At 72.0% G+C, this 13033-nt stretch carries 14 protein-coding genes; 10 read left to right on the forward strand and 4 right to left on the reverse strand.

What is annotated here, in order from left to right; translation table 11 throughout:
• Nucleotides 1-646 (reverse strand): DUF2510 domain-containing protein (locus tag ACFWBF_RS12400; RefSeq protein ID WP_385599327.1); only part of this gene is annotated, 646 nt, incomplete at its 3' end.
• A 274-nt stretch (nucleotides 647-920) separates the two neighbouring features.
• Here ACFWBF_RS12400 and ACFWBF_RS12405 point away from each other — a divergent pair.
• Nucleotides 921-1400, forward strand: a complete 480-nt coding sequence (locus ACFWBF_RS12405) for an SsgA family sporulation/cell division regulator (RefSeq protein ID WP_385599330.1) — start codon at nucleotides 921-923, stop codon at nucleotides 1398-1400.
• Nucleotides 1401-1443: 43 nt separating this feature from the next.
• Here the strand turns inward: ACFWBF_RS12405 and ACFWBF_RS12410 are convergent, their stop codons facing one another.
• Nucleotides 1444-2886 (reverse strand): FAD-linked oxidase C-terminal domain-containing protein, encoded by a 1443-nt coding sequence (locus tag ACFWBF_RS12410; protein WP_385599333.1) that lies wholly within the window; start codon nucleotides 2884-2886, stop codon nucleotides 1444-1446.
• Nucleotides 2887-2982: 96 nt separating this feature from the next.
• Between ACFWBF_RS12410 and ACFWBF_RS12415 the strand changes: the two genes are divergently transcribed.
• Complete coding sequence (locus tag ACFWBF_RS12415; protein ID WP_385599336.1) at nucleotides 2983-4458, forward strand: hypothetical protein; 1476 nt, start codon at nucleotides 2983-2985, stop codon at nucleotides 4456-4458.
• 102 nt (nucleotides 4459-4560) lie between these two features.
• Here the strand turns inward: ACFWBF_RS12415 and hppD are convergent, their stop codons facing one another.
• Nucleotides 4561-5715 (reverse strand): 4-hydroxyphenylpyruvate dioxygenase, encoded by a 1155-nt coding sequence (gene hppD / locus ACFWBF_RS12420; RefSeq protein WP_385599339.1) that lies wholly within the window; start codon nucleotides 5713-5715, stop codon nucleotides 4561-4563.
• Nucleotides 5716-5845: 130 nt separating this feature from the next.
• On the opposite strand from hppD, the gene ACFWBF_RS12425 reads away from it, so the two are divergent.
• From ACFWBF_RS12425 to ACFWBF_RS12460, 8 genes are all read left to right on the forward strand, one after another.
• Entirely contained in the window at nucleotides 5846-6322 is a 477-nt protein-coding gene (locus tag ACFWBF_RS12425; protein WP_385185474.1) for an Lrp/AsnC family transcriptional regulator, read from the forward strand.
• Between the two features lie 36 nt (nucleotides 6323-6358).
• Nucleotides 6359-7006, forward strand: a complete 648-nt coding sequence (locus ACFWBF_RS12430) for an ABC transporter permease (protein ID WP_385599342.1) — start codon at nucleotides 6359-6361, stop codon at nucleotides 7004-7006.
• Nucleotides 6999-8252 (forward strand): betaine/proline/choline family ABC transporter ATP-binding protein, encoded by a 1254-nt coding sequence (locus ACFWBF_RS12435; RefSeq protein ID WP_385599345.1) that lies wholly within the window; start codon nucleotides 6999-7001, stop codon nucleotides 8250-8252. The genes ACFWBF_RS12430 and ACFWBF_RS12435 overlap by 8 nt, the downstream gene beginning before the upstream one ends.
• The gene (locus ACFWBF_RS12440; protein WP_385599348.1) at nucleotides 8249-9118 is read left to right on the forward strand and encodes an ABC transporter permease; all 870 of its coding nucleotides are present in this window, start codon (nucleotides 8249-8251) and stop codon (nucleotides 9116-9118) included. Before ACFWBF_RS12435 ends, ACFWBF_RS12440 begins: the two co-directional genes overlap by 4 nt.
• Nucleotides 9119-10102 carry a glycine betaine ABC transporter substrate-binding protein gene (locus ACFWBF_RS12445; RefSeq protein ID WP_385599351.1) on the forward strand — a complete coding sequence of 328 codons (984 nt, stop codon included), beginning with the start codon at nucleotides 9119-9121 and terminating at the stop codon, nucleotides 10100-10102. It abuts the gene before it with no gap.
• A 91-nt stretch (nucleotides 10103-10193) separates the two neighbouring features.
• Complete coding sequence (locus ACFWBF_RS12450) at nucleotides 10194-10778, forward strand: ArsR/SmtB family transcription factor (RefSeq protein WP_385599353.1); 585 nt, start codon at nucleotides 10194-10196, stop codon at nucleotides 10776-10778.
• Nucleotides 10779-10801: 23 nt separating this feature from the next.
• Nucleotides 10802-11005: a hypothetical protein gene (locus ACFWBF_RS12455; RefSeq protein WP_385599356.1), complete on the forward strand. Its 204-nt coding sequence runs from the start codon at nucleotides 10802-10804 to the stop codon at nucleotides 11003-11005.
• Nucleotides 11002-12306, forward strand: a complete 1305-nt coding sequence (locus ACFWBF_RS12460; RefSeq protein ID WP_385599359.1) for an MFS transporter — start codon at nucleotides 11002-11004, stop codon at nucleotides 12304-12306. The genes ACFWBF_RS12455 and ACFWBF_RS12460 overlap by 4 nt, the downstream gene beginning before the upstream one ends.
• On the opposite strand, the gene ACFWBF_RS12465 is transcribed toward ACFWBF_RS12460, so the two are convergent.
• Nucleotides 12236-13033 (reverse strand): S16 family serine protease, encoded by a 798-nt coding sequence (locus ACFWBF_RS12465; protein ID WP_385599362.1) that lies wholly within the window; start codon nucleotides 13031-13033, stop codon nucleotides 12236-12238. The genes ACFWBF_RS12460 and ACFWBF_RS12465 overlap by 71 nt on opposite strands.

Raw genomic sequence — 13033 nt, forward strand, 5'->3', positions numbered from 1 at the left:
GGGCGGGGGCGGCGGCCGCCGGGACGGGCTTCGGAAGGGGCTGTGCGGGCCGCTGGGGCGCCGGCTGGGGCCAGGAGGTGGTCACGCCCGACCCCGCCCCGGAGGCGCCCGGAGCGTCCGGCCAGGCCGTCGCCGGCGGGGCGGCCGAGGAGGCGGCCGACGCGGGCGCGGCCGCGCCGACCGGGGACCGGGCCGAGAGGATGCCGACGCCCTGTTGCGCGGGGACCGGGGTACGGGCCAGCGAGATCCCCGCCGCCGGCCGCGCCGCGGGTTCGCTGCCCCACGAGACCCGCTCGTCGCGCGGCCCGCCGAAGCCGGCCTGCTGGGCGGGGTCGGCCTGCCAGGCCGCCATCGGTACGGGCTGCGGGCCGGGTTCCGGCTCGGGCAGCGCCTCGGTCGCCGAGGTCTCGTCCAGGAACACCGGCCCCGTCTCGTCGGCCGCGACGGCGGGGGCACCCGCCCCGGGGACGGCCGGACCGGCGGAGACCGGACCGGGGACGACCGGACCGGGGACGACGGCCGCGGGGCGGCTCGTACCCGGCACCCAGGACGCTCCGTTCCAGTACCGGACGAACCCGGGGATGGACGGGTCGGGGTAGTAGCCCTCGCGGGCCGCGTGCTCGCCGTCACCAGGGGAGGCCGTCAATGTCCCCAACTCCGATCGTGGCTTGAGGCTTGTGCAAGGGAGGACCATAGCCAAGAACCGCCCCCCGACAGGTCCGGTAACGGGAGAATCCAAGCCTTCGGGCGAATGCGCCACGGTGCGGCTTTTTTCGGTCAGCCGACAGAATTCGGCCAATCTCCCGTTCGCTGCGCGAAGTCGCGTCATACCCGGGCACTTCGGCGCTCTCTCCGGGCGTGGGGCGCGATCCCGGCCCCACGCACCGAACCGCACCGAACCGCAGCGAAGTGAGGCCGTCATGCACCACCCCGTCATCGAGCGCGAGCTGGAACTCAAGCTGGTCCTGTCCCCCGAGCGCAGCATCGCCGTCCCCGCCAGGCTCCTGTACCTCACGGACGACCCGTACGCCGTTCACATCACCTTCCACACCGGCTCCAGCACCCCGGTCAACTGGACCTTCGCCCGCGAGCTGCTGGTCGAGGGGGTGTTCCGGCCGTGCGGCCACGGGGACGTCCGGATCTGGCCCACGAAGATCGACAACAGGTCCGTCCTGTGCATGGCGCTCAGCTCCCCCGACGGCGACGCCCTGCTGGAGGCGCCCGCCACGCCCGTGTCCGCGTGGCTGGAGCGCACCCTGCGCGTCGTGCCGCCCGGCACCGAGGCCGAGCGGCTCGGCCTCGACGCGGCGCTGGCCGAGCTGCTCGCCCCGACGCCGGCCGACGACCTGTGGATGCGCGATCCGTGGCCGTCGGACGAGTCGGCCGACGGGGACCAGTGAGGTGACGGCCCCCCGCCCGCCCGCCCGGGGGCGCCGCGTACGGTCAGAAGAGCTTGCCCGGGTTGAGCAGCCCCTCCGGGTCGAAGGCGTGCTTGACGGCGCGCTGCATCTCCAGCCCCACCGGCCCCAGTTCGCGAGCCAGCCACTCCTTCTTCAGCACGCCGACCCCGTGCTCGCCCGTGATGGTCCCGCCCAGCGCCAGCCCGAGCGCCATGATCTCGTCGAAGGACGCGCGGGCCCGCCGGGTCTCGTCCTCGTCGGCCGGGTCGAAGCAGACCACGGGGTGGGTGTTGCCGTCGCCCGCGTGCGCGCAGACCCCGATGAGCAGGTCGTACGTACGGGCGATGGCGGCGGTCCCGTCCAGCATCTCGGCGAGCCGCGAGCGCGGTACGCACACGTCGTCGATCATCGTCGCCGGGCGCAGGGCGTCCAGCGCGGTCAGGGACATCCGGCGCGCCTGGAGCAGCAGTTCGGACTCGGCCTCGTCCTCGGCGGGCACCACCGCGGTGGCCCCGGCGGCCGTGCACAGCTCCCCCACGGCGGCCAGGTCCGCGGAGGCCTGCGGGGTGTCGAAGGCGGCGAGCAGCAGCGCTTCGGTGGTCTCGGGCAGGCCCATCTTGCCCAGCGCGTTGACGGCGCGGACGGTCGTGTGGTCCATCAGCTCCAGCAGCGAGGGCGTCAGCCCGGCCTCCATGACGGCGCAGACGGCCGCGCAGGCGGCCGCGGCCGAGGGGAACTCGGCGGCCAGCGCGAGCTGCCGGGGCGGGGCGGGCCGCAGCGCGAGGACGGCCTGGACGACGACGCCGAGGCTGCCCTCGGAGCCCACGAAGAGCCGGGTGAGGTCGTACCCGGCGACGCCCTTGGCGGTGCGCCGGCCGGTACGCAGCAGCCGCCCGTCGGCGAGGACCACGTCGAGGCCGAGCACGTACTCGGCGGTGACCCCGTACTTGACGCAGCACAGCCCGCCGGAGGCGGTGCCGATGTTGCCGCCGATCGTGCACTGCTCCCAGCTGGAGGGGTCGGGCGGGTAGTACAGGCCCTGCTCGGCGACGGCCCGCGAGAGCACGGCGTTGACGACGCCCGGTTCGACGACGGCGATCCGGTCGACGGTGTTGATCTCCAGGATCCGGTCCATCTTGACCAGGGACAGCACGATGCAGCCGTCGGAGGCGTTGGCGGCGCCCGACAGGCCCGTACGGGCGCCCTGCGGGACCACGGGGACCCGTAGCGCGTGGGCGGTGCGCAGGACGTGCTGCACCTGCTCGACCGTACGGGGCAGGACCACGACGGCCGGGGTGCCGGCGGCGCAGAAGCCGGCCATGTCGGTGGCGTAGGAGGCGGTCACCTGCGGGTCGGTGAGGAGGGCCTCGGACGGGAGTCCTTCGCGGAGCCGCGCCGTGAGCCGTGCGATGTGCTGGGCGGTGAGCTGCGCGATGGGCTGGGCGATGGGCTGGGCGGACGGCTGTGCGGAGGGAGCGTCATCCATGGGGCCAGCGTGGCAGCCGGGGCCATCGGTGTGAACACGGCCGCGACCCTCTTCGGACACCTCGGCGAACTCTTCATATTGACGCACAGTGACCCCATGGACGAGGAATCGCAGCAGCCGGCCCCGCCCGTGACCTTCACAGGGCGCAAAACACTCGTGGCGGCCGCGGTCGCGGTGACCCTGATCGCCGGCGCCCTGTTGATCCGGCCGGCCCGGTCGGACGACGACGCACGGCCTCCGGGGCCCAGCGAGCGGGCCGCGACGGCGGTCGGGATGGGTGCGCCCGCCGCGGCGGTGGACCTGACGGCGCTGGTCGCGGACCGGGAGAAGTGGGTCGCGGGGCACTCGGACGACGACGCGTCGTGGGCGGTGCTCGGGTCGGCGTACCTGGAGCAGGCGCGGCGGACGGCGGACCCGGGCTGGTACCCGAAGGCGGAGAAGGCGCTGAAGCGCTCCCTTGAGCTGCGCCCGGCCGAGAAGGGCAACTTCGACGCGATGACGGGCATGGGCGCGCTGGCCAACGCCCGGCGGGACTACGGGACCGCGCGCAAGTGGGGCGAGCTGGTACGGGCCCAGGCGCCGCGGCGGTGGACCGCGTACCCGGTGCTCGTGGACGCGTACACCGGGCTCGGGGACTACAAGGCGGCCGAGAAGGCGATGGAGCGGGTGATGGACCTGCGGCCGGGGCTGGCGGCCTTCATCCGGGCCTCGCAGGTCTACCGGGACCGCGGCTGGCGCGAGGACGCGGCGATGGCCATGGAGCACGCGGCGGGCGCCGCGAAGGCTCCGGCGGAGAAGGCGTACGTGCTGTTCCGGCTCGGGGAGCTGGCCTGGGAGCGCGGCGAGACGGCTGAGGCGCTGCGGCACTACGAGGGCGCGCTGCGGGCCGATCCGGCGCAGGCGGAGGCGCTGGGCGGCCGGGCCCGGGCGCTGGCCGCGCTGGGGCGGGGCGGCGAGGCGGTGCGGGACTACCGGCTGGCGCTGGGGCGCACTCCGGTGCCGCAGCTGGCCCTGGAGCTGGGCGAGCTGCTGGAGTCGCTGGGGCGGGGGGAGGAGGCGAAGGTCCCGTACGACGCGCTGAGCGTGCTGGCCGCGCGGGGCGGTACGAACGGGGTGAACGAGGACGTGGTCCTCGGCCTGTACGAGGCGGACCACACGGATCCGGCGGCGGCCGTGCGGCGCCTGTCGGCGGAGTGGTCGCGGCACAAGAGCGCGCAGGTGGCGGACGCGCTGGGGTGGGCGCTGCACAAGTCGGGCGACGACGCGGCGGCGCTGGAGTACGCGAAGAAGGCGACCGAACTGGGGCTGCGGCTCGCGGACTTCTCCTACCACCGGGCGGTGATCGAGCGGGGCCTGGGCGACGAGGCGGCGGCGCGGCGCCACCTTCAGGAGACGATGCGGACGAACCCGGGCTTCTCGCCGGTGCGGTCGCGGGCGGCGAAGGCCGCCCTGGCGGCGATCGGCCAGCCGGCGGCGGGGGGTCCGGAGAACATGCAGCCGGTCACTCCGTGGGTGGCGCCGGATCTCCCGACGGCGAGCCCGAAGCCGAAGCCGTCCCCGGCGGGGCGCTGACCGGCGGGGCGCTGACCGGCGGGCTCCGCCCGGACCCGCGCGTCAAACGCCGGCGGGGCTGGATTGCCCTCCGGGCGATCCAGCCCCGCCGCGCGGCATTCCTTACAAGTTGCCCCGCTTTTCCTGCTCGCGCTCGATCGCTTCGAACAGCGCCTTGAAATTGCCCTTGCCGAAGCCCATCGACCCGTGCCGCTCGATCATCTCGAAGAAGACCGTCGGCCGGTCCTGCACCGGCTTCGTGAAGATCTGCAGCAGGTAGCCGTCCTCGTCGCGGTCGACGAGGATCTTCAGCTCGCGCAGGGTCTCGACCGGCACCCGCGTCTCGCCGGCCCACTCGCCGAGCGTGTCGTAGTACGAGTCCGGGGTGTCCAGGAACGTGACGCCCGCGGCCCGCATGGCCCGTACCGAGGCGACGATGTCGTTCGTGGCCAGCGCGATGTGCTGGACGCCCGCGCCGCCGTAGAACTCCAGGTACTCGTCGATCTGCGACTTCTTCTTCGCGATCGCCGGCTCGTTGATCGGGAACTTCACCTTCAGGGTGCCGTCCGCGACGACCTTGGACATCAGCGCCGAGTACTCGGTCGCGATGTCGTCGCCCACGAACTCCTTCATGTTCGTGAAGCCCATGACCTTGTTGTAGAAGGCGACCCACTCGTTCATCCGGCCGAGCTCGACGTTGCCCACACAGTGGTCGATGGCCTGGAAGGTGCGCTTGGCCGGGGGCTCGACCATCGGGTCCACGGCGACGAAGCCGGGCAGGTAGGGGCCGGTGTAGTCGCGGCGCTCGACCAGCGTGTGGCGGGTCTGGCCGTAGGTGGCGATGGCGGCCAGCACGACCGTGCCGTGCTCGTCCTTGACCTCGTACGGCTCGTCCAGGCCGCGCGCGCCGTGCTCCACGGCGTACGCGTAGGCCGCCCGCGCGTCCGGGACCTCGATCGCGAGGTCGATGACGCCGTCGCCGTGTTCGGCGACGTGCTCGGCGAGGAAGCGGCCGCGGTCGGTCGCCACCTTGATGACGGAGGTCAGCACGAAGCGCGCGGAGCCGTTGGTCAGGACGTAGCTCGCCGTCTCGCGGCTGCCGTTCTCCGGTCCGGAGTACGCGACGAGCTTCATGCCGAAGGCGGTCGAGTAGTAGTGCGCGGCCTGTTTGGCGTTGCCCACGGCGAAGACGACCGCGTCCATGCCCTTCACCGGGAAGGGGTCGGCCTCACGCGCGGTGTGCGGGGTGGTTTCGAGGTTCGCCAGAGACTCAGTCATGAGCGCAGAGTCCCGCCGATCCACAAGCTGCGCAATAGTTTCCATTTCTGCTGTACAGACTGCCCAGAGTCCCCGCAGGATGGCTGAAACATCTGTGCACTATGACCACCCCCGAGCCCGGGAGGCACCCGTGGGCATCGACGACCTCGACGGTCGGCTCATCGTTCTCCTCGCGCGCGAGCCGCGGATCGGCGTCCTGGAGGCCTCGCGCCGCCTCGGGGTGGCCCGCGGCACCGTGCAGGCCCGGCTCGACCGGCTTCAGTCGAATGGAGTCATCCGCGGATTCGGTCCGCAGGTCGATCCGGCCGCCCTGGGATATCCGGTGACCGCCTTCGCCACGCTGGAGATCAAGCAGGGCCAAGGGGCCGACGTACGGGCCCACTTGGACGGGGTGCCGGAGGTGCTGGAGCTGCACACCACCACCGGGCACGGGGACATGCTGTGCCGGCTCGTGGCGCGGTCCAACGCGGACCTCCAGCGGGTCATCGACCGTGTTGTCGGGTTTGATGGCATTGTGCGGGCTTCGACAGCCATTGTCATGGAGAATCCCGTACCCTTGCGGATCATCCCACTGGTCGAACAAGCGGCCGAGGACGACAGCCGCTGATCGAAGGCGGCCCGGCACAGGACGAGGTGACCAGGCGTGAGTTTCTGGACGTACCTGTCCTACCGCCACCAGCAGCTCCTCACCGATGCCTACCAGCACGCCAGCGTCGTCTTCCAGTGCATGGTGATCGCGACCCTGCTCGGCATCGCCATCGGCCTCCTCACCTACCGCAGCGCCTGGGGCGGGAACCTCGCCATCACCTCCACCTCCACGGTGCTGACCATCCCCTCCCTCGCCCTGATCGGCCTGCTGATCCCGCTGGTCGGGCTCGGCGTCCCTCCGACCGTGATCACCCTGACCCTGTACGGACTGCTGCCCGTGGTGCGCAACTCCATCGTGGGCCTGCGCGGAGTGGACCCGGCGCTGGTCGACGCGGCCAAGGGCATCGGGATGTCCCGCACCGCCCGGCTGCTCAAGGTGGAGCTGCCACTGGCCTGGCCTCCGATCCTGACCGGCATCCGGGTCGCCACGCAGATGCTGATGGGCATCGCCGCCATCGCCGCGTACGCCTCCGGGCCGGGCCTGGGCAACGAGATCTTCCGCGGGATCGCCTCGCTCGGCAGCGCCAACGCCCTCAACCAGGTCCTGGCGGGCACGCTCGGCATCGTCATCCTCGCCCTGCTCTTCGACGCCGCGTACGTCCTGCTCGGCCGTCTCACCATCCCGAGGGGAATCCGTGTCTGAGCCCGCCAGCGCCGACGGCCCGGGGAGCACCTCCGGCGCGACCATCCAGCTGGAGAACCTCACCAAGCGCTACCCCGGCAACCCCAACCCCTCCGTCGACAACGTCTCGATGGAGATCAAGGCGGGCGAGACGGTGGTCTTCGTCGGCCCCTCCGGCTGCGGCAAGTCCACCACCCTGAAGATGATCAACCGGCTGATCGAGCCCAGCTCCGGCCGGATCCGCATCGGCGACGAGGACGTCACCGACATGGACCCGGTCAAGCTGCGCCGCAAGATCGGGTACGCGATCCAGTCCTCCGGGCTCTTCCCGCACATGACGGTCGCCGAGAACATCGCGCTGGTCCCGAAGATGACCGGCTGGTCGAAGTCGCGGGTCAAGGACCGGGTGGAGGAGATGCTCGACCTGGTCGGGCTGGACCCGCGCGAGTTCCACGGCCGCTACCCGCGCCAGCTCTCCGGCGGCCAGCAGCAGCGCGTCGGGGTGGCCCGGGCGCTGGCGGCCGACCCGCCCGTGCTGCTGATGGACGAACCCTTCGGCGCCGTGGACCCGATCACCCGCGACCACCTCCAGGACGAGCTGATCCGGCTCCAGCACGAGCTGCACAAGACGATCGTCTTCGTCACCCACGACTTCGACGAGGCCATCAAGCTCGGCGACCGCATCGCGGTGCTGCGCGAGCGTTCGCACATCGCGCAGTTCGACACCCCCGAGGCGATCCTCACCAACCCGACCGACGACTTCGTCTCCGGCTTCGTCGGCGCGGGCGCCGCCCTCAAGCGCCTCAACCTCACCCGGGTACGGGACGTGGGGATCGCCGACTTCCCGACCGTGTCGGTGGACGACCCGCTCCAGCAGATCTTCAACACCCTGCGCGGCGGCGCGCACAACGAGCTGCTGATGCTGGACCGGCGCGGCCGCCCGTACAAGTGGCTGCGCCGCGGCGACCTGATGCGCGCCAAGGGCTCCCTGGCCCGGGCCGGACAGCTCGTACACGACACGGTGACCCGGGACGCGACCCTGCACGACGCCCTGGAGGCCGTCCTCACCGACAGCGGCGGCCGCGTCGCGGTGACCGGACGGCGCGGCGAGTACATCGGCGTCGTGGACATGGAGACCCTCATGAACTCCGTGCACGAGATGCTGGAGGCGGACCGGCTGACGGCCGCCGAGCACCAGCACGACCTGGAGGAACTGCGCCACCACCGCACCGAACAGGAGCTGGAGGGCGGTGCGGACAGCCCATGAACACCAGGAACCCCGCCACCCCCGAGCGCCCGCCCGGCGAGCACGAGGTCAAAGGGCACGCCTTCAGGGACCTCACCTTCCGGGACGATCAGCTGGTCGAGGCCGAGGAGGCGCCGGCGCCCACCCCGCCCCCGTCCAGGATCACCTGGCGCAAGCTGGTCGTCCTGCCCGCCGTCCTGGCGCTGGTGCTGCTGGCCACGTACCTGTGGATCGAGAACATCACCCTCGACTCGGTCGCCGAGAACTCCCTCGCGGGCGGCATCGTGCGGCTGCGGCTGTGGCAGCACGTGCAGCTCACCGCCATCTCCACCTTCTGGGTGCTGGTCATCGCGATCCCGCTGGGCATCGCCCTGACCCGCGGGGCGATGCGCCGGGCCGCCCCACTGGTGACCGCGATCGCCAACATCGGCCAGGCCACGCCCGCCATCGGCCTGCTGGCCCTGCTCGTCATCTGGCTCGGCATCGGCCCGTCGACCGCGATCATCGGCATGGTCGCGTACGCCGTACTGCCCGTGCTGTCCAACACGGTCGCGGGGCTGCGCGCCATCGACCCGCAGCTCGTGGAGGCCGCGCGCGGGATCGGGATGTCCTCGACGGGGAGGCTGCGCAAGGTGGAACTCCCGCTGGCCGTACCGCTGATCCTGGCGGGCGTCCGCACGGCCCTGATCCTCAACGTCGGCACCGCGACCCTGGCCACCTTCGGCGGGGGCGGGGGGCTGGGCGACCTGATCACCTCCGGGATCCAGACGCAGCGGATGCCGGTGCTGGTGCTGGGCTCGGTGCTGACGGTGGCGCTGGCCCTGTTCGTGGACTGGCTGGCCTCGCTGGCGGAGACGGTCCTGACGCCGCGCGGGCTGGAGGCGTAGATGCATACCCACCTTCTGCGGGCGGCCGCGGCGCTCGCGAGCTCGGCGGCGGTACTGGCCCTCGCGGGCTGCGGGCTCAAGAGCGGGTCCCCGCTGGTGGACGAGGTCGTACCGGGCTCGGTCGGCCGGGGGCAGCCCCTCAAGGGGGCCTCGCTCACGGTCACCTCGAAGAACTTCAGCGAGAACATCGTGCTCGGCCAGATGATCGGGCTGATCTTCAAGGCCGCCGGCGCGGAAGTCCTCGACCGCACCAACCTGCCCGGCTCGATCAGCTCGCGCGAGGCGATCGTGCGGGGCGACGCGGACGCCATGTACGAGTACACGGGCACGGCCTGGATCACCTACCAGGGCAACGCGGAGCCGATCGACGACCCGCACAAGCAGTGGGAGGCGGTACGGGAGGGAGACAGGGGAAACGGGGTCGCCTGGCTGCCGCAGTCCACCCTCAACAACACCTACACGCTCGCGATCAGCAAGAAGAACAACGCGAAGTACGGGCTGAAGACCATGTCGGACGTGGCGAAGCTGGCGCGGGAGGACCCGTCGGCGGTGACGCTCTGCGTGGAGAACGAGTTCGCCTCGCGCGAGGACGGGCTGCCGGGCATGGAGAAGGCGTACGGGATGAAGATCCCGCCGGGCAACGTCAAGAAGATGGACGCCGGGATCATCTACACCCAGGTGTCGAAGTCCGACTCCTGCCTGCTGGGCGAGGCGTTCACCACGGACGGCCGGATCAAGGCCATGGACCTGGACACCCTCGCGGACGACCGGCACTTCTTCCCCAACTACAACGCGGCGCCGGAGATCAACGCGAAGACGCTGGCGAAGTACCCGGTGATCGCGCAGCTGCTGGACCCGCTGACGAAGCGGCTCACGACCGACGTGGCGCGGCAGCTCAACGCCAAGGTGGACGTGGACGGGCAGGATCCGCACGAGGTGGCGAAGGAGTGGCTGATCAGGGAGGGGTTCATCAAGGAGGGCTGATTTCAAAGAAGCCGTTCCCAAGGAGCCATTCCAAAGAAGTCGTTGCAAAGAAACCCTTGCAGAGAAGTCTTTGCAAGCCTACTGTCGAGGCATGCCCGAAGAACCGGAAGCCCCGCAACCCCAGGTCCGCATGCTCGACGCCCGTTCCCTGCGCGGCCTCGCCCACCCGCTGCGCATCCGCATGCTGGCGACGCTGCGCCACGACGGCCCGGCCACCGCGTCCCAACTGGCCGAGCGCCTCGGGGAGTCCAGCGGGTCCACCAGCTACCACCTGCGCCAGCTCGCCGCCCACGGGTTCGTCGAGGACGCACCCGGGCACGGCAAGGGCCGCGAGCGGTGGTGGCAGGCGGCGCACGACGGCACCGCCTTCGACGAGAAGCTGATCTACGACGAGGACCCGGCCACGCGCGGCGCGGCGGACCTCTTCCTGCATGAGATCGCGACCATCCACACACAGGAGCTGAGCACCTGGCTGGGCAACGCCCACAGCTGGTCCCAGGAGTGGCGGCGCGGCTCGGACATCAGCGACTTCACGCTGCACCTGACGGCCGCACAGAGCCTCGAACTCATCCGCGAGCTGCACGACGTGATCAACAGGTACCGGGACCTGCCGCCCGCGGAAGGCACGAAGTCCGTCCGCGTCCACACCCACGCCTTCCCCCGCACCAGCGAGTAGAAGCAGAAGCAAGGAGTCCTGCCGTGCACGCCTTCACCCATGCCCGCACGCACGCCGCCCGCACCGCGGAACTCGCCGCCGAGGCAGCCGCCTGGCACCTCGCGCACGAGACCGCCCCCCTCACCCCCGCCCTGCGCGACCGGCTCGGCGAAGCCCTGGTCGCCGCCGGCATCCGCCTGATGCAGCCGGCCCACGTCCACGCCCGGATCCAGCAGCGCGCCGCATGAGCAGGCGGCCCTTCACGGCGGTCCTGGCCGCCAACACCATTTCCATAGCCGGGAGTTCACTGACCCTCATCGGCGTCCCCTGGTTCGTGCTCCAGACCACGGGCAGCGCCGGACGGGCCGGGATCGTCGCCTTCTGCGCCACCCTGCCCGTCGTCGTGGCCGCGCTCGTCGGCGGACCGGTCATCGACCGGATCGGCCGCCGCCGGGTCTCGGCAGCCTCCGACCTGATCTGCGGCCTCGCCGTCGCCGCGATCCCGCTGCTGCACTACGCGGGCGTGCTGGAGTTCTGGATGCTGTGTGCGCTGATGGCCGCCGGCGGCCTCGTGCACACCCCGGGCCTGACCGCCCGCTACGTCCTGCTGCCCGACCTCGCCGAACACGCCGGCACCACCGTCGCCCGGGCCGCGAGCCTGTACGACGCGGTCTCGCGCGGAGCCCGCATGATCGGGGCCGCGCTGGCCGGCGTACTCATCGCGGCCTTCGGCTCCGAGGCGGTGCTGCTGGTGGACGCGGCCACCTTCGGGGCGTCGGCGCTGCTGGTCACCGCGTTCCTGCGCGGGGTGCCCGCCGCCGAGCCCCAACGGGCGGCCGGGAAGGTGTCGTTCGCCGGGTACCGGGCCGAACTGGCCGAGGGCTGGGGCTTCCTCACCCGGCAGCGGCTGCTGCTCGGCATCACGCTGATGGTGATGGTGACCAACGGCCTGGACCAGGGCTGGTCCTCGGTCCTGCTGCCCGTCCACGGCCGGGAGGACCTCGGCGGGGCCACCGCCCTGGGGCTGATGATCTCGCTGTTCGGCGGCTTCGCGCTGCTGGGGGCCCTGCTCTACGGGGCGTGGGGCGAGCGGCTGCCCCGCAGAACGGTCTTCGCGGTGGCCTTCCTGGTGTGCGGGGCCCCGCGCTTCGCCGTGGCCGCCTTCACGGACACGGCGCTGCCGCTGGCCGTCACCATGGCGCTGGCCGGGCTCGGCGCGGGCGTGCTCAACCCGGTCCTGACCACCGTGGTCTACGAGCGGGTACCGGACGCCCTGCGCAGCCGCGTCTCCGGCGTGAGCACCGCGGGCAGCGAGCTGACCATGCCGCTGGGCGGGCTCGCGGCGGGCCTGCTGGTGGACGGGTTCGGGGCGCGCTGGGCGCTGCTGGCCTTCGGCGGCGCGTACCTGCTGGCCACGCTCTCGCCGCTGGTCTTCCCGGCCTGGCGCTCGATGGAGGCCCGGTCGGCCGCGGCGCCGGTCAGCAGGACGGAACCGGCTCGCCCTTGTCCAGCGCCCGAAGGGCGTTCACCGCGCCCGACAGCGTCGTGACGGGGATCAGCCGCAGGCCCTCGGGGAGTTCGGACTGCGCGTCCGAGCACTCCGCCTGCGGTACGAGGAACACGCTCGCCCCGTCGCGCTGAGCGGCCTGGGTCTTCAGGGCCACGCCGCCGACCGCGCCGACCGCGCCGTCCGCGGTGATGGTGCCCGTACCGGCGATGGTGCGGCCGCCGGTGAGGTCCCCGCCGCTGCCGTTGCCGTCGAGCTTGTCGACGATGCCGAGGGAGAAGAGGAGCCCGGCACTCGGGCCGCCGACGTCGGCGAGGTTGAGCTCGACCTTGACGTCCTTCGGGTTCTTGTGGAGGTAGCCGAGCGCGGCGTCGGCGGCCGCCGACTGGGACTTGGTCATCTCCTCCAGGTTGTGCTCCTCGATCTCCTCGTCACTGCCGCCCGAGGGGTACACGGCCTCGCGGGGCATCACGGCCCGGGTCGTGTCGAACCACTTGCCGACCAGTTCGCTCAGGCGGACGGAGGTGGAGGGGCCGGTGGCCTGGATCGTGGTCATCCGCAGCTGGCCGCCGGTCGACCGGGAGGGCGCGCCGCTGACGACGATGACCTGCTTGCCGTCCCGCGAGCCCAGCACGTCGGCCGTGAGCCCCGGCTGGGCGATCACGAAGGGCAGCGGCGCGAAGGCCGTGACGGCGAACAGCCCGAGCACGGGAACGGCGCAGACGGCCAGTGCGGTGGGACGCGGCAGACGCGTGAGACGAGAGAGCAC

The organism is Streptomyces sp. NPDC060028 (assembly GCF_042736725.1).
Taxonomy (GTDB): domain Bacteria; phylum Actinomycetota; class Actinomycetes; order Streptomycetales; family Streptomycetaceae; genus Streptomyces.

Bases quoted from the DNA above. Each gene is read 5' to 3' on its own strand.
- ACFWBF_RS12405 (WP_385599330.1), top strand. From the start codon at position 921: ATGCACCACCCCGTCATCGAGCGCGAGCTGGAACTCAAGCTGGTCCTG.
- ACFWBF_RS12410 (WP_385599333.1), bottom strand. From the start codon at position 2,886: ATGGATGACGCTCCCTCCGCACAGCCGTCCGCCCAGCCCATCGCCCAG.
- ACFWBF_RS12415 (WP_385599336.1), top strand. From the start codon at position 2,983: ATGGACGAGGAATCGCAGCAGCCGGCCCCGCCCGTGACCTTCACAGGG.
- hppD (WP_385599339.1), bottom strand. From the start codon at position 5,715: ATGACTGAGTCTCTGGCGAACCTCGAAACCACCCCGCACACCGCGCGT.
- ACFWBF_RS12440 (WP_385599348.1), top strand. From the start codon at position 8,249: ATGAACACCAGGAACCCCGCCACCCCCGAGCGCCCGCCCGGCGAGCAC.
- ACFWBF_RS12445 (WP_385599351.1), top strand. From the start codon at position 9,119: ATGCATACCCACCTTCTGCGGGCGGCCGCGGCGCTCGCGAGCTCGGCG.
- ACFWBF_RS12450 (WP_385599353.1), top strand. From the start codon at position 10,194: ATGCCCGAAGAACCGGAAGCCCCGCAACCCCAGGTCCGCATGCTCGAC.
- ACFWBF_RS12460 (WP_385599359.1), top strand. From the start codon at position 11,002: ATGAGCAGGCGGCCCTTCACGGCGGTCCTGGCCGCCAACACCATTTCC.